Origin of the sequence: Oceanobacillus indicireducens, from assembly GCF_014647195.1 — a bacterium.
Lineage (GTDB): Bacteria > Bacillota > Bacilli > Bacillales > Amphibacillaceae > Oceanobacillus > Oceanobacillus indicireducens.
The window spans coordinates 20,457-41,301 of sequence record NZ_BMOS01000025.1; the positions used below are offsets into that span (position 1 = coordinate 20,457).

The 20,845-nt window shown below is 40.1% G+C and carries 18 protein-coding genes; 1 reads left to right on the top strand and 17 read right to left on the bottom strand.

The genetic code is table 11. From position 1 onward, the window contains the following. Window positions 1-18 precede the first annotated feature (18 nt). From IEX94_RS14600 to mutS, 3 genes are all read right to left on the bottom strand, one after another. Complete coding sequence (locus IEX94_RS14600) at window positions 19-468, bottom strand: Dps family protein (RefSeq protein ID WP_188858492.1); 450 nt, start codon at window positions 466-468, stop codon at window positions 19-21. Window positions 469-868: 400 nt separating this feature from the next. Next, window positions 869-2,701: a DNA mismatch repair endonuclease MutL gene (mutL, locus tag IEX94_RS14605; protein WP_188858494.1), complete on the bottom strand. Its 1,833-nt coding sequence runs from the start codon at window positions 2,699-2,701 to the stop codon at window positions 869-871. A gap of 31 nt (window positions 2,702-2,732) precedes the next feature. Next, a complete protein-coding gene (mutS, locus tag IEX94_RS14610) occupies window positions 2,733-5,309 on the bottom strand; it encodes a DNA mismatch repair protein MutS (RefSeq protein WP_188858497.1) in 2,577 nt (858 codons plus the stop codon). 186 nt (window positions 5,310-5,495) lie between these two features. Here mutS and cotE point away from each other — a divergent pair, with 186 nt between their 5' ends. Then, the gene (gene cotE / locus IEX94_RS14615; RefSeq protein WP_188858499.1) at window positions 5,496-6,071 is read left to right on the top strand and encodes an outer spore coat protein CotE; all 576 of its coding nucleotides are present in this window, start codon (window positions 5,496-5,498) and stop codon (window positions 6,069-6,071) included. 219 nt (window positions 6,072-6,290) lie between these two features. Here cotE and IEX94_RS14620 read toward each other — a convergent pair whose 3' ends face one another. From IEX94_RS14620 to yfmF, 14 genes are all read right to left on the bottom strand, one after another. Next, the gene (locus IEX94_RS14620; RefSeq protein ID WP_188858501.1) at window positions 6,291-6,701 is read right to left on the bottom strand and encodes a YlbF/YmcA family competence regulator; all 411 of its coding nucleotides are present in this window, start codon (window positions 6,699-6,701) and stop codon (window positions 6,291-6,293) included. A 1-nt stretch (window position 6,702) separates the two neighbouring features. Beyond that, window positions 6,703-8,259, bottom strand: a complete 1,557-nt coding sequence (gene miaB, locus IEX94_RS14625; protein WP_188858503.1) for a tRNA (N6-isopentenyl adenosine(37)-C2)-methylthiotransferase MiaB — start codon at window positions 8,257-8,259, stop codon at window positions 6,703-6,705. A gap of 147 nt (window positions 8,260-8,406) precedes the next feature. Beyond that, window positions 8,407-8,667 carry a stage V sporulation protein S gene (locus IEX94_RS14630; RefSeq protein ID WP_156856452.1) on the bottom strand — a complete coding sequence of 87 codons (261 nt, stop codon included), beginning with the start codon at window positions 8,665-8,667 and terminating at the stop codon, window positions 8,407-8,409. Window positions 8,668-8,810: 143 nt separating this feature from the next. Next, window positions 8,811-9,608, bottom strand: a complete 798-nt coding sequence (locus tag IEX94_RS14635) for a TIGR00282 family metallophosphoesterase (RefSeq protein ID WP_188858505.1) — start codon at window positions 9,606-9,608, stop codon at window positions 8,811-8,813. 661 nt (window positions 9,609-10,269) lie between these two features. After that, on the bottom strand, window positions 10,270-11,835 hold the full coding sequence (gene rny / locus IEX94_RS14640) for a ribonuclease Y (protein WP_188858507.1): 1,566 nt from the start codon (window positions 11,833-11,835) through the stop codon (window positions 10,270-10,272). Between the two features lie 297 nt (window positions 11,836-12,132). Further along, window positions 12,133-13,191 (bottom strand): recombinase RecA, encoded by a 1,059-nt coding sequence (gene recA, locus IEX94_RS14645; RefSeq protein WP_188858509.1) that lies wholly within the window; start codon window positions 13,189-13,191, stop codon window positions 12,133-12,135. 174 nt (window positions 13,192-13,365) lie between these two features. Further along, window positions 13,366-14,616 carry a competence/damage-inducible protein A gene (locus IEX94_RS14650; RefSeq protein ID WP_188858511.1) on the bottom strand — a complete coding sequence of 417 codons (1,251 nt, stop codon included), beginning with the start codon at window positions 14,614-14,616 and terminating at the stop codon, window positions 13,366-13,368. Then, complete coding sequence (pgsA, locus tag IEX94_RS14655) at window positions 14,613-15,191, bottom strand: CDP-diacylglycerol--glycerol-3-phosphate 3-phosphatidyltransferase (RefSeq protein ID WP_156856447.1); 579 nt, start codon at window positions 15,189-15,191, stop codon at window positions 14,613-14,615. Before pgsA ends, IEX94_RS14650 begins: the two co-directional genes overlap by 4 nt. Window positions 15,192-15,290: 99 nt before the next feature. Further along, entirely contained in the window at window positions 15,291-16,190 is a 900-nt protein-coding gene (locus IEX94_RS14660; RefSeq protein ID WP_188858513.1) for a helix-turn-helix domain-containing protein, read from the bottom strand. 17 nt (window positions 16,191-16,207) lie between these two features. Then, a complete protein-coding gene (locus IEX94_RS14665; protein ID WP_188858514.1) occupies window positions 16,208-16,996 on the bottom strand; it encodes a DUF3388 domain-containing protein in 789 nt (262 codons plus the stop codon). A gap of 154 nt (window positions 16,997-17,150) precedes the next feature. After that, window positions 17,151-17,414 carry a DUF3243 domain-containing protein gene (locus IEX94_RS14670; protein WP_188858515.1) on the bottom strand — a complete coding sequence of 88 codons (264 nt, stop codon included), beginning with the start codon at window positions 17,412-17,414 and terminating at the stop codon, window positions 17,151-17,153. 84 nt (window positions 17,415-17,498) lie between these two features. After that, window positions 17,499-18,218 carry an elongation factor P 5-aminopentanone reductase gene (gene ymfI / locus IEX94_RS14675; protein ID WP_308425610.1) on the bottom strand — a complete coding sequence of 240 codons (720 nt, stop codon included), beginning with the start codon at window positions 18,216-18,218 and terminating at the stop codon, window positions 17,499-17,501. 3 nt (window positions 18,219-18,221) lie between these two features. Continuing rightward, window positions 18,222-19,505: an EF-P 5-aminopentanol modification-associated protein YfmH gene (yfmH, locus tag IEX94_RS14680; protein WP_188858516.1), complete on the bottom strand. Its 1,284-nt coding sequence runs from the start codon at window positions 19,503-19,505 to the stop codon at window positions 18,222-18,224. Further along, on the bottom strand, window positions 19,498-20,787 hold the full coding sequence (yfmF, locus tag IEX94_RS14685; RefSeq protein ID WP_188858517.1) for an EF-P 5-aminopentanol modification-associated protein YfmF: 1,290 nt from the start codon (window positions 20,785-20,787) through the stop codon (window positions 19,498-19,500). Before yfmF ends, yfmH begins: the two co-directional genes overlap by 8 nt. Between the last annotated feature and the right edge of the window lie 58 nt (window positions 20,788-20,845).

Genomic DNA, 20,845 nt, shown 5'->3' on the forward strand with positions numbered 1-20,845 from the left:
CTAGATTATTATAGATTGTTATTTCTCTTCCTGATAGCTCCTGAGCATCCATAGTTCTTTCTCGAATGATGCCAATTGTTCAATAAGCAAATCATTCGTCGGTTCATCCGCGAATTCTGCTGTTAATACAAGACCGGTCTCTCTTATTTCATTAGCGATTTTCTCAAAATCATGAATTAATTGGGTAATCATTTCCGCCTCTGTATCATCCGCGTTCGCTTCTTCAAGCGTGCCTTGCTTCAAATACATACTCATGGTCGCGAGCGGCTGGCCACCAATCATAATAATTCGTTCAGCAACTTCATCAAGCTGGCCTGCTGAACGATTATAGAGCCCTTCAAAATGTTCATGGAGCTGGAAAAAATTCTTTCCTTTAACGTACCAATGGTAGCGATGGAGCTTCACATACAGAATAAAGTGATTGGATAGTAATTGGTTCAAAAAGTTTATTAACGACTGGTTATCCAAAGCTATTCACCTCATGAATTTTTTCTTACTAGTTTACTCCATTCAGGTATTTGTTATACCCTAAAACTTTCACACCTCAAACAGGAAAGTAAATCAGCAGCCTCATCAAGCACTCGCTGTGTTTGAAGAATTTTTTTGGGTGATCCCTTTTATTCAGTGTAAATTTTCATCTGGAGGTCCGCCGGGAAGCTGAACGGCGGGTAGAACTAGGACGCTAAAAATGAGAATGCTCAAGACACTTGCGCTGATTAAGGTAATCCGTCATGTCTTTCGTTTACTTTTAAAAAGGCATTATTGGGAAATGGAACAAACTTTTAGAGTCGTATCCATAGGCCTAAGTACTAATTATAACAAGGGATAGCAAACTGTTTTTAGGCTGCGAAGGCTTGAGGTTATACCTTTACATGCTCCGCTTAAACATCTTCTCAAGCTCATAGCTGGAAAAATGGATAATGATCGGTCGTCCATGAGGGCAAGTGAACGGATCTGTTGTCGATCTCAAGTCTTCAATTAGTTGGAACATATCATCTATCGTCAGATGGTGATTTGCTTTAATCGATCGTTTACAGGCCATCATAATTGCCGCTTCCTCACGGATATGCGCGATATTAATTTTATCATCTTTCATAATCTGCTCGATAATATCACGAACGACTTCTTCCTCAAATCCCTTTGGAAACCAACTCGGACAGGAACGAATGATATACGTTTTCTCCCCAAACGGTTCAAAAAAGAGCCCGACCTTTTCCAAGTCCTCTTTATATGCTTCGATAAACAATGCCTCTTGGTTCGAAAATTCAAAAGTTAAAGGGAGGAGCAGTTGTTGGGAGTCCGTACTCGGTTTCCCAAGTTTATCCCTAAAAAACTCATATTTGATTCGCTCCTGGGCAGCATGCTGGTCAATCATATAAAAGCCTTCTTCATTCTGTGCGAGAATGTACGTGCCATGCAGCTGACCAATCGGATAAATCAATGGAATCCGGTCTTCTTTAGGTGCCTCTACTGCCTCTTCCTGTACCGGTTCTAAATATTCTGGTTCAGGATCTGGCACCGGGATCGTTTCATCCTGTTGCTGAATCGACTCTTTCATGACCGGTGGCTGTATTTCTCTTGTCGGTTCTTTAATAATGGTTTCTTCTCTAACCGATTGCTTGTTCACTTCCTCTTCCATAGGTGCCGAAAAGGTGAATTGTTCTTGGATTGATTGCTGTTTTTCTTTCGGTTGTTTATATTCGATTTCCGGTATTAAAGTCTCTTGTCTAAGTGCTGTTCGGATTGTTTCTTTCACAGATTCATAAAGTTCTTTATCCTTACTAAACCGTACCTCCAGTTTCGTTGGATGAACGTTCACGTCCACTAAAATTGGATCCATGTTTATTTTCAGAACGACGAGTGGATACTTTCCAATGGTAAGCATTGTATGATACCCATCCATAACTGCTTTAGCCAATGGATAATTCTTAATATAACGGCCATTGATAATCGTCGATATGAAATTACGTGAAGCACGAGTCACTTCCGGCCGGGCGATATACCCTGTAATTTCATAATCAAGCGATTCATGGTGAACTGGAAGCATCTTGCGCGCTACCGACATGCCATACACTTGAGCAATGACTTGCAACAAATCACCGCTTCCAGAAGTTTTAAATAACGTTCTTCCATTATGAATCGCCTCAAAGCGAATTTCCGGATAAGATAGAGCGAGTCGGTTTAATAAATCAGTAATATGGCCTAATTCCGTATGAAGGCTTTTCATATATTTCAATCGGGCTGGAGTATTGTAAAATAGTTGCTCGACAGTTATCTCTGTACCCTTTCTCGCATCACTTTTATTTCTTTCTACAATCTCACCGCCTTCAATGGATAAAATAGTACCAGCTTCTTCTCCTGTAGATGTTTTGAGAGTTAGTTTGCTGACAGCAGCAATACTTGCAAGCGCCTCGCCACGGAATCCGAGGGTACGGACATGGAATAAGTCTGTCTCATTACTGATCTTGCTTGTCGCGTGGGCGAGAAATGCCCGCTCGCTATCAGCCGCGGTCATTCCATCCCCATTGTCCGTCACTTTAATTCGGGTAATTCCTGCTTCATCAAGTTCTATTTTTATCGAGGTACTACCCGCATCAATACTATTTTCCACCAACTCCTTCACAACAGATGCAGGACGTTCGACAACTTCTCCTGCTGCAATTTTATTCGCCAGTTCGGTAGGCATCTGTTTTATTTTCATAGAAACATCCTTTCTAACTTCAAGCCGTCCGTTATTTTAGCTTTTTTTGGAGTTGATATAATGCATTCATTGCTTCCATTGGCGTCATTTCAAATAAGTTTAACTGTCCTAAGTCATCGATTACTTGCTGCTCTTTTTTTGTGAGCTTATTTTCTTTCTCAGGTGAATTTTCTTCAATAAAGAAGGAGAGTTGACCAGCTTCCATTCTTTCTGTGACCGGTTCATGTTCAGCACCCTCTTCCAATTCTGTAAGAATCGCCGTCGCCCGTTCAATTAATGCATCTGGAAGTCCAGCGAGCTTGGCAACTTGAATTCCGTAACTTTGGTCTGCCGAACCTTCCTTAATCTGGTGAAGAAATACAACATTGCCCTCATATTCTTCCGCGCGGACATGAATATTCTTCAACCGTGGAAGGGTCTCTTCCATCGCAGTTAATTCATGATAATGTGTGGAAAACAATGTTTTTGCTTCTATATTATGATGAATGTACTCTACAATCGCTTGGGCAAGTGCCATGCCATCATATGTACTCGTTCCTCTGCCTATTTCATCCAGTAGGATTAAACTGCGATCGGTCGCTTTTGCCAAAGCATGATTTGCTTCAAGCATCTCCACCATAAATGTACTTTGACCAGAAACAAGATCATCAGCAGCACCAATCCGCGTAAAAATCTGATCGAATAGGAGCAAATCAGCTTCCTCACACGGTACAAAACATCCGATTTGAGCCATAATTACCGTTAGAGCGAGTTGCCGCATATACGTGCTCTTACCTGACATGTTCGGACCGGTAATTAATAGAATACTATTTTCGTTATCCAGTTGAACGTCATTCGGCACAAATGTCCCCTCTGTCATTACTTGCTCAACAACTGGGTGGCGGCCATTTTTAATCGATAAATTCTCTCTCACAAAGCGCGGTCTTGTGTAATTATTTGCCTCACTGACTGTAGCAAAGGACTGAAGCACATCAATCTGACTGATATGCTCAGCAAGTTCTTGGAAGAGTGGAATATGATTTTTCATTTTATCTCTAATTTCAACGAATAAATCATGCTCCAGTTCGATACTTTTATCTTCTGCTTCAAGAATAATTGTCTCTTTTTCTTTTAGTTCTGGCGTGATGAACCGTTCGGCATTCGTTAACGTTTGCTTTCGTTCATATCGTCCTTCTGGTAAAAGATGTAAATTCGCTTTCGTAACTTCAATATAATAACCAAATACTCGGTTATATCCGATTTTTAGTGATCTGATGTTGGTTCGTTCTTTTTCTTTTTGTTCTAATTCTGCGATCCATTGTTTCCCATTTCGCGATGCATCACGGTATTCATCTAGTTGTGCATTGTATCCATCTTTGATGATATCTCCTTCTGTGATCGATGCAGGCGGGTCATTCGTAATACTTTGCTCAAGCAGTGCAACGACTTCTTTAGGATAGGTAAGTTCATCTGCTAATACTTTCATTTCTTCATTTGGGAATTGATAGAGAACTTGTTTGATTTCAGGGATGTTTTGTAAGGATTGTTTCAACTGGATGAGATCGCGCGCATTTACATTCCCGTAAGCGATCCTTGCAGCCAATCTTTCCATATCATATACGGACTTCAACGCTTCTCTCAGCATGTCCCTTTCCATAAACCCGTTGTAAAATACTTCAACGATATTCAATCGTCTTTCAATTTCTGTTTTCGTTAACAGCGGTCGCTCGAGCCACTTTTTCAATGTACGAGAGCCCATTGCTGTAATCGTTTCATCGAGCACCCATAATAAACTGCCATGTTTCCCTTTTTTGATAATCGTTTCTGTTAATTCCAGATTACGTTTTGAAAACATATCGAGTGATAAATAATTCTTTAATTCGATAACAGTTGCCTGTTGTAAATGGTCGAGTGAACGTTTCTGGGTCTGTTGAATATAGTTAAGCAACCTGCTAAAGGCTGTCATTAGACGTTCGTCATTTAAATTCTCCGCTAAATCACGGTACTCCCCATTAAATGTAATCTCATCTTGATAAGATAACGTAATCTGTAACCTTTCTTTTAATTGCGCTTGCAAATCCTCTTCTAAAGTGGAAGATATGACAATTTCTTTGATCGGCTGATTGTATAATTCATGAAGAACTGCTTCCCAGCCTGCTTCAATGAGAGTTACACGGTTCTCTCCGGTCGATAAATCATTATAAACAACGACATAAGAGCCGTCATTGAAATGCGAAAGACTGCAGAGATAATTATTCTCCCCTTCATCAAGCATCGATTGCGACATAACCGTACCAGGAGTAATAATCTGAACGACCTCTCTTTTCACAACTCCTTTTGCTGTTTTTGGGTCTTCTACTTGTTCACAGATTGCTACTTTATAGCCTTTATCTATTAGTGTTTTTATATAGTTCTCCGCAGAATGATAAGGAACTCCGCACATTGGAATTGCTTCACTTTCACGCTGCGCGCCTCTTTTTGTTAATGTTATTTCAAGTTCTTGTGCCGCTTTAATTGCATCATCATAAAATAATTCATAGAAATCACCTAGGCGGTAAAATAAAAATGAATCTTGGTGAGCGGCTTTTATTCTTAAGTATTGTTCCATCATTGGTGTGTTCTTTGCCATCATTAAGCCTCCAACATATCCGAAATCTTCTCCCGCCATTATAGCATAGATTAATAACTTCACTCTAACCCGCTGACTATTATTTTTCACGAAAGCTAGGTTATTATTTATTGATTTCGGAAGTATGCACTTTAGGTGTTTGCCATGCATAAAATGACTATGAAAAAAGAGGAGGTAAATACAGCTATGTCTTTTCTAAAAAAAGATTATCGAGAAATCATCACTAAGGCAGTTATTGGGAAGGGACGTAAGTTTACAAAGGAATTTCATACGGTTACTCCCCCAAACCGTCCCTCGAGCATTCTCGGGTGCTGGGTGATTAATCATTTATACCACGCAAAAATGAAATCTACGGATAGTGTAGAAATAAATGGTAGCTATGAAGTAAATATTTGGTATTCCTTTAATGATAATACAAAGACGCAGGTCGTTACGGAAAAAGTAACATATCGTGATATTGTGCCCCTATCCATCAAAGATGAAAATTGCCTGAATGATGATTTCGATGTGATTGCAAAAGTGTTACAGCAGCCAAATTGCCTAGAATGCAAAATTGAGAAAAAAGGAAATAAAATTAAAGTTGAGGTGGAAAGAGAATTTATCGTGCAAGTAATTGGCGAAACAAAATTACTCGTAAAAGTGGATCCGACTTGGGATGCAAATAAGGTGGAAGATGAAGACGATGATGAAGTGTGGGATCATGCCGTGACGGATGATGAATTAGAAGATGTCCAAACAGATTTCATCCATACTAAAGATTAAGCAGTTTCCCAAGCGGAGAGCTAAAGTGAAACTTCATTCAGTGGGGGGGATATCCTTATCTCCCCCACTGAATGTTAGTTGAACAGAATCAGGTATTTACGGACTGTATATCCCCCACCCTCACATATTGGGCTTCCCTAATGTTTAGGGGTGGGGGTATTACAGACCGTTAATACGTGCTAAAAAAACCAAGCATAATAGATTGCTTGGTTTTTTTAGCTATTTCGTTACTTTTGTACCTGTTTTGCCTTCTAGTACATTACCGCCTGTCCCTTCAATAATACGGTTTGTTACTTCTCTAGAAATTGTAGTAGATACAAGCTGTAAGACATCATTTACTGTCACTTGAAGTTCTTTGAATTCCGAAACGATAGGGATACCGTCCAACTCACTTTGTAAACGATCCAGTTGCTCTTCTACACGGGCTAATGCTTCTTTCTTATCATAAGCCTGCAAATTTACTGCTTGTTTTTGTAAAGCTTTAATCTTTGTAATCAGTGTTTGAATTTTTGTACTCGCATTTATTTTAGCTTCGAGTTCTTTAAAGCGGTCAATTTCTTCCGTATTTGCTAGCATGTCTGCCAAATTTTTTGCCGCGTCAAGTACTTCTTTCCTTGAATATTGTGCCATGTTACTTCACCTCAATTTTACTTTCTGCCATGATACCATCTAAGGACCAAGTTTTTGCTTCGGTAATTTCCACTTCCACAATCTGACCAATTGCTGATTTCGGTCCTTTGAAGTTCACAAGCTTATTCTTCTCTGTATACCCTGCGAGAATATCAGGATTTTTCTTACTTTCACCCTCAACGAGTACTTTTACTGTTTTTCCTTCATATTTCCTCATTGATTCCGCAGATTGTTTGTTTACAAGTTCATTTAAACGATAAAGACGCTGTTTCTTCACTTCTTCCGGTACATCATCTTTTTTTCTTGCAGCCGGCGTTCCTTCACGCGGAGAGTAGATGAACGTGTACGCTGCTTCAAAGCCGACTTCTTCCATCAGTGTCATCGTCTCTTCAAACTGTTCATCCGTTTCGTTCGGGAATCCGACAATGATGTCAGTCGTCAATGTGACATTGGGAATTGCTTTTTTAATTTTACGGACAAGTTCCAAGTATTCTTCCCGTGTATATTTACGGTTCATTTTCTTCAGTACTTCTGAGCTTCCGGATTGGACCGGTAAATGAATGTGATCGAGCAAGTTTCCACCCTGGGCCAATACGTCAATCAAATGATCATCGAAATCTCTTGGATGAGATGTCGTGAAACGGACCCTTGGAATGTCGATTTTATGAATGTCATTCATTAAATCTCCAAAGGTATAATCCAGATCTTCAAAATCTTTACCATATGCATTCACATTTTGACCGAGTAAGGTGACTTCTTTATAGCCCTGGGCGACCAGATGTCTTACTTCTTGAATAATATCCTCCGGTCTTCTGCTGCGCTCTTTTCCTCTTGTCATTGGGACGATACAATACGTACAGAACTTATCACAGCCATACATGATGTTGACCCAAGCTTTGATTTTTCCTTTACGAGCTTTCGGAAGGTTTTCAATGATATCGCCTTCTTTTGACCATACTTCGACGACCATTTCTTTTCCAAACATCGCTTCTTTAATCAGGTGGGGTAACCGATGGATATTATGTGTTCCAAAAATAAGATCAATATGTTGATGTTTCTTTAATATCCGATCAACAACTGATTCTTCTTGGGACATACATCCGCAAACACCAATAATGAGATCCGGATTTTCAAGCTTTAATGGTTTCAAGTGTCCAATCTCACCGAACACTTTATTTTCCGCATTTTCCCGGATGGCACAAGTATTTAATAAGATGATATCTGCTTCTTTTACATCTTCTGTTGCAGTATAACCCATTTCCATAAATATTCCAGCCATTACTTCTGTATCATGTTCATTCATTTGACAACCATAGGTGCGAATTAAGAACTTACGGCCCTCACCCACCGTTTGCATATCTTCGGGAATAGAAAAATCATATTTAAATTGGACTTCTTCTTTCCTTCTCTTTCTTGCTTTTTTTATGTCAGGGGTTTTGGGGGTGTAATTGGTATGGAAATACTTTGCGATCATATCTTCACTGGACGTTTGTTTAATCCGTTCGAAATTCTCTTCTGTATTAATTTGTGCCTGCTGCTTTCGCTCTTGTTCGTTCATCTCGGCTCTCCTTTCAATGAGTACTTCTATGTATAAGTTTACAACATAATAAGTATAAGGCTTATGAATAAATTTAACAATATATACCGCGAAACTGCAAATAAAAACCTTCCTTGATTAGAAGGAAGGCGTATGATTGCTTTTTAATTATCTTGGTTCCACGATTAATTTGATTGCAGTTCTTTCTTCTTCATCAATCTTGATATCGGTGAATGCCGGTATACAAATGAGATCTACTCCACTTGGAGCAACGAATCCTCTTGCAATGGCTACAGCCTTTATTGATTGATTCAATGCTCCTGCACCAATCGCCTGAATTTCTGCAGTTCCTCTTTCGCGAAGCACATTTGCGAGAGCCCCTGCTACTGAATTTGGATTAGATTTTGATGAAACCTTCAATACTTCCATTAGTAGTACCTCCCTTACCTCAGTTTTATAGTTCTATTTCTACTATATTCTTTGAGTTGTAAGCTTATTCCCTAAACCTGTTAGAAGACATCAGGAACAACCAACTCGTATTGCCTCAGCAAAAGGGATGTTCTGAATAACAGTCAGGCAAAGAAGGGGTGGTCATCATTGATTAATATTCTTTCGATGTCTACTGCTTTCCCTGTTTTTGAATCAATGGAAACTAACACTGCATTTAATTGTTTTCTACCCTTTTTTGTAATTTCAAAACGTACAGGCAGTGATGTTAGAAAGCGTTTTAGAACAGCTTCTCTTTCTACTCCAAGTATTCCATCGTAAGGACCAGTCATGCCTACATCAGTGATATAGGCGGTACCGTCGGGAAGAATTCGCTCGTCTGCAGTTTGTGTGTGAGTGTGTGTGCCGACGACAGCGCTGACTTTTCCGTCAATATACCAGCCAAATGCTTGCTTTTCACTTGTTGCTTCACCGTGGAAATCGACGAAAATAATGTTCGTGTGCTTTTTTGCTTCTTGAATCAGGTTATCTATCGTGGTAAATGGGTCTTCAATTGCTGGCAGGAAGGTTCTCCCTTGCATGTTAATGACAGCTACTTTAAGATCATTTACGTTTAAATAGATGATTCCTTTTCCTGGGTTGTTGTCCGGAAAGTTTGCAGGGCGGATAAGGTATTTGGCTTCATCAATGAAGTCAAAGATTTCTTTTTTATCCCATGTGTGGTTTCCCATTGTAATTGCTTGGGCACCCCATTCGAGGAAGTTGCGGTAAATCGTTTCTGTAATTCCTTTGCCCGCTGCTGCATTTTCGCCGTTAAGAATCGTGACGGTTGGGCGGTATTTTTCTTTTAATCTTGGCAGATATTCCTTAACCATTTCCCGTCCTGGTGAACCAACAACATCACCAATAAATAAAATTTTCATCTTTACATCATCCTAACCTAATTCCTAGTTTTTAAAAGTCTGTTCTGTTTTCCCAATTACTCCCTCTTAGGAAGTAACCGAAAGAAACTACTGAATCCTTTCATTCAGCGTAAGTGTCTTTGCTCGTTCCTATAGTTTAGAACTCTAATCGCCGTTCAGTTGCCCGGTGGACGGATGCTTTCCGCGGGCACAGCCGAAGCCTCCTCGGGCTATCGCCCTGCGGGGTCCTCCGGACTCGTGCTATTCCCGCAGGAGTCACCGTCCACCGGGCAACTGAACTGGAAGAGAGCGTTATTATTATTGGAAACAATCATATCATGATGAGAATTCTATTCCTAAAATAATAAATAGGATTCCAAATTCGGTCTTCCCTGGGAGCAGTCCAGACACCTTGAGACTCCAGCAGGAGGATAGGCATAGGTGAGACCCCGCAGGGCGGCAGCCCGAGGAGGCTCACCAGCCGCCTGCGGAAAGCGAGAGGTGTCTGGACTGCGAACCTCCAGAAGAAAGTTGCACTTACGCTGAATGAAAGTAATTACGATTTCGATTTCTTGGTGTCATCGTTTTCTTATTTTAGGGGTGGCGAAGGTTGAATTATTATTTTACCCAGTAAAGATTTTTTTAACGGTGGCAAAAAATAAAAGCAGTCCGATGACTGCTTTTATTTGGCATATTCAACTGCTCTTGTTTCCCTGATTACCGTTACTTTAATATGGCCAGGGTAATCGAGCTCGCTTTCGATACGATTACGAATCTCCCTTGCAACTCTCAATGAATCAAGATCATCAATTTCATCAGGTTTTACCATAATACGAATCTCTCTACCCGCCTGAATTGCATAGGATTTCTCTACACCTTCGAATGATTCGGAGATTTCCTCTAGTTTCTCCAGACGTCTAATGTAGTTCTCGAGCGTTTCGCTTCTTGCACCTGGCCGTGCAGCGGATAGGGCATCAGCTGCTGCGACTAATACTGAAATGATGGAAGTAGGTTCTTCATCACCATGGTGGGAAGCAATCGCATTAATAACAACCTCATGCTCTTTATATTTCATCGCAAGTTCTTTTCCAATTTCTACGTGACTACCTTCTACTTCATGGTCAATCGCTTTTCCAATATCATGAAGTAAACCAGCTCTTCTTGCTAATATTACATCTTCACCTAGTTCTGCAGCAAGCAAACCAGATAAGTAAGCAACTTCTGCCGAATGTTTTAATACGTTTTGACCATAGCTTGTACGATATTTTAGACGACCAAGTATTTTCACAAGATCCGGGTGCAGTCCATGCACACCAACCTCAAATGTCGTTTCTTCACCGACTTCACGAATATATTCATCAACTTCACGTCTTGCTTTATCTACCATTTCTTCAATTCGTGCCGGATGGATTCTTCCATCTTGGACAAGTTTTTCCAAGGCAATACGAGCAATTTCCCGGCGAATTGGATCAAATCCAGATAATATAACAGCTTCTGGCGTGTCATCGATAATTAAATCAATACCAGTCAACGTTTCTAATGTTCGTATATTACGTCCTTCTCGACCAATGATTCGACCTTTCATCTCATCATTTGGCAGGGTGACGACAGATACAGTTGTCTCAGCAACATGGTCTGCAGCACAGCGTTGCAGCGCTAACGAGAGAATGCTTTTCGCTTTTTTATCAGCTTCTTCTTTCGCCTGATTCTCTGTTTCTTTAATCATAATAGCCGCTTCATGCTTCACTTCTTTTTCAATTCGTTCTAAAATAATTTGTTTTGCCTGGTCCGTTGTATAACCTGAAATGCGCTCAAGCTCAGCTTGCTGCTCCTCTTTCATAGCCTGCACTTTGCTTTCCATTTCTTCAGTTTGCTGTTGTCTCTCCGTTAAAGCTTCTTCCCGTTTCTCCAGTGATAATTCACGGTTATCTAGAGAGACACTTTTTTGGTCAAGAATATCTTCTTTTTGCGTTAAGCGATTTTCTTGTTTCTGGAGTTCAGCACGGCGTTCACGCAGCTCATCCTCTGCTTGCTGTCGTAATTTATGGTTCTCATCTTTTGCTTCCAGGAGTGCTTCCTTTTTAGCTGCATCCGCATTCCGATGTGCTTCTTCGACGATTTGTTTCGCCAAGTCTTCTGCACTTGAAATCTTTGCTTCTGCAATCGATTTTCGAATCAGATAACCAACAAACAGACCTATGATAAGGATGAATACTAGCAAAAGGGAGATGATCAAAGGGTGGTCCATATTTTTCACCTCCTATTGCTATAAAGTTGTTGTACAATTCATTATCTTCGTCATGTACCCATTATCAATACAAGGATTAATAATTACCGTATAATTGAATAAAATTATACAATGTTAATTTTAATTGTCAATTTACTTATTGTCAAGGAAACTTCAGAAGTATTTCAGAAGTATTTCAAGTAAAAGTCATATTGTAAGAAAGCAAGTACAAGTTCCAATTTCTATCTTCTCATACCCCTTACCAGAAATTCAATAAAAAAGCTGTCCTCCGATAAAAACCGAATAGACAGCTGCATATTATATGTCAAGACTTTCCTGTTCATCAGATGACGCTGATGTATTCTCTGTATCCGCGTCTGTGCTTTCACTTGCTTCGAGTTCATAATGACTACGGATTTCACGATTTACTTCTTCAAAAATTTCAGGGTTTTCTTTCATGAATGTTTTTGCGTTCTCTCGACCTTGTCCTAAGCGCTCTCCTTTATAAGAATACCAGGCACCACTTTTTTGAACGATATCAAGATCTGCACCAACATCGATGATTTCACCTTCTTTAGAGATTCCTTCACCATACATGATATCTACTTCAGCTTGTTTGAACGGCGGTGCTACTTTGTTTTTCACAACTTTTACCCTCGTTCGGTTACCGATCATTTCATTTCCCTGTTTCAACGTTTCTGCTCGGCGAACTTCTAAGCGGACAGAAGAATAGAATTTAAGTGCGCGGCCTCCCGGTGTTGTTTCTGGGTTACCGAACATAACTCCAATCTTCTCACGGACTTGGTTAATGAAGATGGCGGTAGCATTTGATTTATTGATTGCACCTGATAGCTTACGCAAGGCTTGAGACATTAATCTTGCCTGAAGTCCCATATGAGAGTCGCCCATTTCACCTTCAATTTCCGCTTTTGGTACAAGAGCAGCAACGGAGTCAACAACAATAATATCAACTGCACCGCTACGCACAAGTGCTTCTGTAATTTCAAGTGCTTGTTCTCCGGTATCAGGCTGCGAGAGCAACAGTTCATCTGTATTTACTCCAAGTACCCGTGCGTAAGTTGGATCAAGTGCATGCTCCGCGTCGATAAATGCTGCTTGTCCACCTTGCCTCTGAGCTTCAGCAATTGCGTGGAGGGCAAATGTTGTTTTACCCGAGGATTCAGGTCCGTAAATTTCAATTACTCGTCCTCTAGGATACCCACCAATTCCAAGTGCCACGTCCAAGGCTAAGGAACCACTTGGGATTGTGGCAATCTGTTGGTTCTGCTCTTCTCCAAGTTTCATAATCGAACCCTTACCGAATTGTTTCTCTATCTGTCTTAAAGCCATATCTAAAGCTTGTTTTCTCTCACTCAATGAAAATACCTCCTCAAATTATCTATCTCTATCATACGCTTTTTTTCACCGTTTGACAAGCAAAAAACGAATAGACGTTCGATAAATATCACACCTGTCCTCACCGTCATTTTTAAATTTTTAAGTAGAGCTGGAGGTTCGTTTCTTCAATATAAAGCATGAATAGAACGTAAATTACACTTTTACATAGTTAAAAATTAATTCAAGACCTTTCATAACTGTGCGGTTTCGGATGGTATTCCGGTCTCCCTGGAATTGGAATCCGAATGCTTTATCCTCTTCCCCAATAACGGATAACCCAATATAAACGGTTCCAACTTGCTTTCCTTCCACTTCATTCGGACCGGCAACGCCTGTAAAGCTGATACCGACTGAAGATTGTAATTTCTCTCTCACATTTCTTGCTAAAGATAGAGCGCATGCTTCACTTACCGTACCCTTTTCCGCTATTACTTGCTCTGGTACTTCCAGGACGCCCGTTTTCACCGCTTCACTATAGCAAACTACACCGCCTTGTACGACTTCACTTGCTCCAGATACGGAGATGAGCCGATCGGTAAATTTCCCGCCGGTAAGACTTTCCGCAGCTGCGATAGAGAGTTGTTTCTTTTTAAAGTGTTCAATAATAATTTGTTCAATTGTTTCATCATTCTCAGCTACAAAATAATCTCCCACTTTCAGGAGTACAGCGGATTTCGCTTCAGTGAGTAAGGCGTCTAGCCCTTCTTCCGAGTCAGCTTTTGCTGTTAAACGAATGATAATCCCATCATCTGTTGCAAGGGGAGCGATGGTCGGATTCGTTTGTTCACGGATGAGATCCTGTAATTCATGTTCAAGTGCTGATTCACCAATCCCAAGGAACTTTAGAATGGTCGAACGAATCATTTGCTCTTTACCTGTCAATTTATAAAGATATGGTAAAATATCTTCTTTAAACATTGCTTTCATTTCACGCGGAACCCCTGGCAGAAATATCCATGTTCGTTCTTCGTACTGGACAATCATCCCAGGCGCCATCCCTTTCTTATTAAATAAAACGGTAGCTGTTTCAAACACGCGCGCCTGCCTGCGGTTATTCGGCGTCATTTGCCAACCTGTTCGCTTAAACCAATCTTCTATCTTTTTCATTGAAGGCTCATGTTCGACGATTGGAATATTACAAATAGCTTGGAAAGCTTCACGGGTCAGATCATCTTCCGTTGGGCCTAATCCACCTGTGACAATAATAATATCTGAACGTTCATGAGCCTGTTTAAACGTGCTTGCAACCCGGTTCAAATTGTCACCAACGACGACATGGTTGTAAACATTTATACCGTATAAAGCTAACTGCTTGGATATCCATTGTGCGTTTGTGTTCGCGATTTGCCCTAATAACAACTCTGTTCCTACTGCGAGAATTTCTGCTTTGTATTGTTTTTTCATTTCGAATCCCTCATTACATGCCAGTTTTTGTAAAAGTAATCAACACCTGAAATCACAGTAAAGATTAAGGCTAAGTAAAGCATGATTGTTCCCAATGGGAAATTTAAATAAGAAAAAGGAAAATTATGAAGGAGCAGGATAATAATAGCAATCATTTGCGTTGCTGTCTTCAATTTACCCATACTGCCGGCAGCAAGGACAATACCTTCTCCTGCAGCTACTAAACGCAGCCCGGTTACAGCAAACTCCCTGCTAATAATGACAATTACAATCCATGCAGCTGCAAGATCCATCTCCACCAGCATAATGAGCGCGGCAGAAACGAGCAGTTTATCAGCTAATGGATCAAGAAACTTACCAAGGTTTGTAATCAGATTATGTTTACGGGCATAATATCCATCGACCCAGTCCGTTGCAGAACCAATAATAAATATAAGTGCTGCAATGAAATGGTGAACCGGCAATGTAGTGTTACCTATATCCCATTCTCCAAAGTCGAGAGGGAGCGATAATAATAAAATAAAAATCGGGATGAGAATAATACGAGATAGGGTGAGTTTATTAGGTAAATTCATGAGCCTTCCTCCTTGATGCTAATGCTTTTCTTTTTTTAGTTTTCTTGATATTAAAATGATAAAACCCTTCCGCATTCGGTTGGAAGGGTTGAAGCATAATTACTTAGTGTTGAACCATAAGCGTTGATGGTCCTTTTCAGTTGGGTCAACCGGATATTCAAATGGTACATCATTAATTGTTATATCCAAGTTGGGCGTGCTGCCGATATTTAAAAAGATTGATTCTTGGCCAGTAACATCTACTTCTACCGGTGAATTATCAGAAGTAACAAAGCCTCCGTAAAAAACTTCCCCGGCACTGTTCTTCACATCAAGCCAAACACTTGACTCGGATTCAAATTGGAAGATTAACTTATCTCCGGGATTTGTAATGGCAACAGTCGATTCAGGCGGAGATCCGGTACCGACTTCTTCCACTTCAAAAGTTATTTCTTCTGTTTCTTCTTCAGTAGAATCTTCTTCCTTCTCCTCTTCCTCGGCATCATCCGTTGCATCATCTTCTTTTGCGCTGTTTCCTTCTGCACCTGAGGCGTCTTGGTTATTCTCACTAGGGTCCTTAATAATTACTTCATCCGATTCTTCAATCTCCTGCGGGTCGTTAGGTGAATAGGATTGGTAATAAAACCAAATCCCCGCCCCAATAATACCGATAATTAGGAGGACGACAATAATTTTAGGTAACACGGAAAAGAATGCTCCTGATCGTTCAGCTGCATTTTCCTTTGAGCGTTCAACTCGTGTATATTGGATTTCGCTCTCTGTTTCAGATTTTGGAATTTCTTCTTTATGTTCTTTTAACAATTCATCGGAATCGAGCCCAACTGCTGTTGCATATTCTTTAATAAAAGCTCGAGCATAAAACTTTCCAGGGAGCAGATGGAAATTTCCTTCTTCAATTGCAACTAAATATCTCTTCTGTATCTTCGTCGTTTCCTGTAAACTTTCCAATGAAAGGCCTTTTGCGATTCTCGCTTCCTTCAGCCTAGCACCCACATCCATAATTAACACCTTCCATCTTAAATATCAAACATGTTAAAGCCACCACTTGAACCAAATGTTTGATTTTCAATTGATTCATATGTAATTTCTTCTTCTTTGTGGCTTCTTAATTCAATAATATAATCAAAATCATCTAACGTATATTCCGTGGCCTGAACAAATATGTCAGGATGTTCCACAACTTTTACAGCAGGAAGCTGCATCACTTCTCGAATGAGACGCCAATGCTCTTCATTTGCCCGTTTTTTTGAAACAACACCATCTATAATAAAAATATTGTCTTTATCATACTCTCCGGCAATTAATTTATTTCTTACCGTTTGCTTTATCATGGTACTTGAGACGAACAACCAGCGTTTATTGGAAGAGACACTTGCTGCAACAATCGATTCAGTTTTACCTACCCGCGGCATCCCCCTGACACCGATCAGCTTATGGCCATCCTGCTTAAATAATTCTGCCATGAAATCAACAAGAATACCGAGTTCATTTCTCACAAAGCGCACTGTTTTTCGGTCATTATCCGTATGAATATATTTACCGTGACGCACAGCCATCCGGTCTTTTAATTTTGGTTTTCGGATTTTAAGAACCTTTATAATATCAACGGTTTCCAGAATGGAAGCTAATCTTTTAATATTCTCATCCCGTTCAGAAAGCAGTAGTAGGCATCTTCTGGAGTTCTCAAGGCCATTAATCGTAATAATGTTAATTGAGAGCATACCTAACAGGGATGAAATGTCCCCTAATAAACCTGGACGATTAATCTGATTCTCATATTCAAGATACCATTCTGTTCTTTCCATCTTCCGGTCTCCTTTACAAACGGGGAATGGCGTTTGTATGAAATGATGAATAATCTATTTATACTATAAATGATTTTTTAAAAAGTGAAAAGCGAAATAGCGAACAAATTGAAAAAGAAGCTATATAGATTAACTATACAGCTTCTTTAACGAATTATCCATTATTATTTCCTTGTTGTTCAACCAATCTCACCATGGAGCTTGCAATTGCTTGTTGCTCCTCCTCAGAAGCGGCATTCCACAGTTCTTTCAGTACTGCTTCTTCTTTATTCTTTGCATCTACATTCGATGCAAGATAGTCCCCCACTTCTTGAGCGAAGTTCGTAATGGTTTCATGATTCATCCCACTAGATTTCGCTTGCTGCAAGCGATTAGCAAGAAATCCTTTCCATGAATCGAAATTATCGAGAATGGACATTGATTTAGCCTCCTTTTTATTACAACCGTATGCACCTATAGTATTCAACATCTACTTCTGCTTTATGCACCGGAAACGAGTTGGCTAAATCATCCATCCCCCGGTAACCGGAAGAATCTGGCCGTTTAAATATGGTGTCGGACAATCCATAACATAGCTTACAGCTTCTGCGACCTCATGTGGAGAGCCTGCCCGCTTTAACGGAATTGCTTCGTAAATTTCAGCCCTTTCCTCCGCCAGTAAAGATCCGTTCATTTTCGTATCGATGAATCCTGGACTAACTGCATTTACTGTCACGTTACTTGCCGCTACCTCTTTAGCAAGTGCCTTCACGAAACTGTTCTGTGCCCCTTTTACGGTTGAATAGAGCACTTCATTGCTCGCTCCTACTTCTCCCCAGATGGAAGTGATAAAGATCAGCCTGCCAAATTGATTCCTAATCATGCTTGGTAGTAACTCATGCGTTATTTTAAGTGGTGCATGTACATGGAGAGTGAGCATCTCGGTAAAGCTATCTTCATCCACGTCCTGGAATAAGCCGAATTCTGTTTTCCCGCTTGCAAAAATAATACTGTCGACCTGAAAAACAAGACTCGAAAGCAGCTTATTTATCCCCTCTCCTGTTGAGAGATCAGCTTGGATAATCTGCAAAACCTGATCACTTGCAAATTCTTCCGCCAACTTTGTAATAACGGAAATGTTGGAATGGTAATGAAGAATTAATTGATCCCCTTTTTTCACGCGCTGTTTGGCAATAGCTATTCCGATATCACCACTTGCACCAATGATTAAAACATTTTGCATGATTTAAGCCTGCTTGATCGTACAAACTGCAAGCTGGTCTTCTTTAATCCATTCCTTTAGAAACTCATTGACATCCGCTGTAGTCAACGCTTCAATTTGTGGGATGACATCAAAGAAATTAATACCGTGACGATGATAATCGATAAAATTGTTGGCAATATACTCTAGCGAATTCATGGCGCGAAGTATCTGGCCGATTTTCTTTTTCTGCATTCGACGAAACGCTTCGTCCGTTATTTCTGCATGAGTTGTTGAGAGTAGTAATTCCTTCACTTTAGCGGCAAAATCTTCTGGTCTTGCCGTGTTACCGCCAATTAATGAATAGCCGAAGCTCGTTTCTAAATTCGTTTCAAAAGAGAAGCTTCCATCAATCAATTCATCTTTATACAATTCTTGATAAAACTCGCCACCTCTTGCAAAGTAATGATCTAGGACCATCGTTGTAAGCAGTTCTTTTTTCAAAAATGCTTCTTTATCTAAATGGCTGCTCGACTCTTTAATTCCAACCGTACACTTTGGAATTGAAACTGGCATCTTGATTTCCTTGTATTTCTCTGCAACTTCTTCCGGCTCATCTGGAAATTCTCGCTTGATTTCCGCGATATCCGCAAAGCGTTTTCCTGCTTGATTTTCTTCAATTAGTTGGGACAATGATTCCGCGTTAATATTTCCAATGATGAACAAGGTCATGTTTTCAGGATGATAAAACGTGTTGTAGCACGTATATAAATCATCTTTCGTGATCTTCATGATGGAATCAACCGTTCCTGCAATATCAATATTTACCGGATGATTTTTAAACAAAGCTTGGATGGTACCCATGAAAGACTGCCAATCCGGCTGGTCATCATACATATTGATTTCTTGTGCGATGATTCCTTTTTCCTTTTCCACTGTTTGTTCGGTGAAATAAGGGTCCTGCACAAAGTCCAGCAATATCTCCACATTTTTCTCAATATGATTGGTTGCAGCGAATAAATAAGCGGTCTTCGTAAAAGAAGTGAATGCGTTGGCAGAAGCACCTAGCTTACCAAAGTCAGCAAATACATCTCCATCTTCTTTCTCAAATAATTTATGTTCAAGGAAATGGGCCACCCCATCTGGTACAGTTACTGCTTCCGATTCACCAATCGGAACAAATCGCAGGTCGATGGAGCCATAATTTGTTGTAAAGATTGCATAAGCTTTCTCCATTTCCGGTCGTGGCATGAGAAAAACAGATAAGCCGTTATCTAGCTTTTGGGAGTAAATAACTTCATCAATGTCTGTATATGTCTTCTTATTCATTTACTTCTCCTCCTTGTGCAGTGAGAAGATATAATGTATCTTCCTCGATTCGTTCACCAACACGAATCACATCTTCTTTTGTTACTGCGGAAATATTATCAATAATTTCCTCCAGTGATCGGTCTGTTCCTGCAAGTTGTTGCTGATAAAATAATTCTACAAGACCATGAGGATTATCCATTGTTTCCCGTAAAGAATGGATAATCATATCCTTCGCTTCGTTCATTTCCTGTTCTGAAAAATTCCCTGCCTTCATTTCTGTCATTTGCTCCCGGATGATATCCCGTGCTTTTTCGTAATCTTCCGGTGCGATTCCGCTTAATACGAAGAGAAGCCCCTTATGACTCTCCACCTGGGAAGAAGCATAATAAGCTAAACTATTTTTCTCCCGCACATTCATGAAAAGTTTCGAACTAGGGAAACCGCCAAATAAGCCATTGAATACTTGTAGAGCAGGATAATCTTCATCAGAATACACCGTATGCGTACGATAGCCGATATGGAGCTTTGCCTGTTGAATCGGCTCTTCTTCTATAATTTCTTTCGGTTCCTTTACTTGTTTCGGTTCCGGGCGATTACTTACTTCGGCTGCTGATCCTTCTTCTTGTTTAAAAGTTGAAATGATTATTTTTTCCATCGCTTCGGTGTCCATATCACCTACGACATAAATATCGAATCGATCCTCTTTCAGCATCTCAAGATAGTAATTGTATAAACCTTCAGCAGTAATTGCATCAAGGTCTTCTTCATACCCATTCACGTGAATAGAAAAAGCTTCATTTTTACACATTTCATCAATTAGGCGGCCATTGGCATAACGGATCTTATCATCGCGAATCGCTTGGATCCTCTGTTTTAATGTAGCTTTTTCCCGTTTAACGATTGCCTCAGAAAATTTGTTGTTCTCAAGATACGGTTCATAAATCATTTCGGCGAGCAGTTGCAATGCTTCTTCTGTTACAGCTTCCTTGTCCGGAAGATAGCGCTCATTTGCCACTTCAAGGCGGAAACTCATCACATGCTCCTCGCCCCGCTTCGCCCCATCAACAAAGAGAACGGAGCCATACAGGTCATCAAGTTTTAATTGGAGCTCGGTCCGACTCGGATAATTCTTAGTCGCTTCCCGCAGCACGTTTTGCAATAATGCTCGTTTCGATATCGTCTCTCTTTTTAATGGTGCTTTAAGTTTGACGACAAAGGTTAATGTTTTAAATTTTTTCGTAGGTATAAAATGAATATTGTAGCCATTTTTATTAACGGTCTGTTCTACAAGCAAATTCATGAAACAGCCTCCTATGTTCTGTGTTTTTACTCTTATTAAATATTCTACACATCTTTCA

Bases quoted from the DNA above. Each gene is read 5' to 3' on its own strand.
- yfmF (WP_188858517.1), bottom strand. From the start codon at position 20,787: ATGAATTTGCTTGTAGAACAGACCGTTAATAAAAATGGCTACAATATT.
- IEX94_RS14620 (WP_188858501.1), bottom strand. From the start codon at position 6,701: ATGGCACAATATTCAAGGAAAGAAGTACTTGACGCGGCAAAAAATTTG.
- IEX94_RS14660 (WP_188858513.1), bottom strand. From the start codon at position 16,190: ATGGATGTGGGTGCTAGGCTGAAGGAAGCGAGAATCGCAAAAGGCCTT.
- mutS (WP_188858497.1), bottom strand. From the start codon at position 5,309: ATGGCAAAGAACACACCAATGATGGAACAATACTTAAGAATAAAAGCC.
- IEX94_RS14630 (WP_156856452.1), bottom strand. From the start codon at position 8,667: ATGGAAGTATTGAAGGTTTCATCAAAATCTAATCCAAATTCAGTAGCA.
- yfmH (WP_188858516.1), bottom strand. From the start codon at position 19,505: ATGAATAAGAAGACATATACAGACATTGATGAAGTTATTTACTCCCAA.
- IEX94_RS14650 (WP_188858511.1), bottom strand. From the start codon at position 14,616: ATGAAAAAACAATACAAAGCAGAAATTCTCGCAGTAGGAACAGAGTTG.
- rny (WP_188858507.1), bottom strand. From the start codon at position 11,835: ATGGACCACCCTTTGATCATCTCCCTTTTGCTAGTATTCATCCTTATC.
- IEX94_RS14670 (WP_188858515.1), bottom strand. From the start codon at position 17,414: ATGTCCATTCTCGATAATTTCGATTCATGGAAAGGATTTCTTGCTAAT.
- mutL (WP_188858494.1), bottom strand. From the start codon at position 2,701: ATGAAAATAAAACAGATGCCTACCGAACTGGCGAATAAAATTGCAGCA.
- pgsA (WP_156856447.1), bottom strand. From the start codon at position 15,191: ATGAATTTACCTAATAAACTCACCCTATCTCGTATTATTCTCATCCCG.
- ymfI (WP_308425610.1), bottom strand. From the start codon at position 18,218: ATGCAAAATGTTTTAATCATTGGTGCAAGTGGTGATATCGGAATAGCT.
- cotE (WP_188858499.1), top strand. From the start codon at position 5,496: ATGTCTTTTCTAAAAAAAGATTATCGAGAAATCATCACTAAGGCAGTT.
- IEX94_RS14635 (WP_188858505.1), bottom strand. From the start codon at position 9,608: ATGAAAATTTTATTTATTGGTGATGTTGTTGGTTCACCAGGACGGGAA.
- miaB (WP_188858503.1), bottom strand. From the start codon at position 8,259: ATGAACGAACAAGAGCGAAAGCAGCAGGCACAAATTAATACAGAAGAG.
- IEX94_RS14665 (WP_188858514.1), bottom strand. From the start codon at position 16,996: ATGGAAAGAACAGAATGGTATCTTGAATATGAGAATCAGATTAATCGT.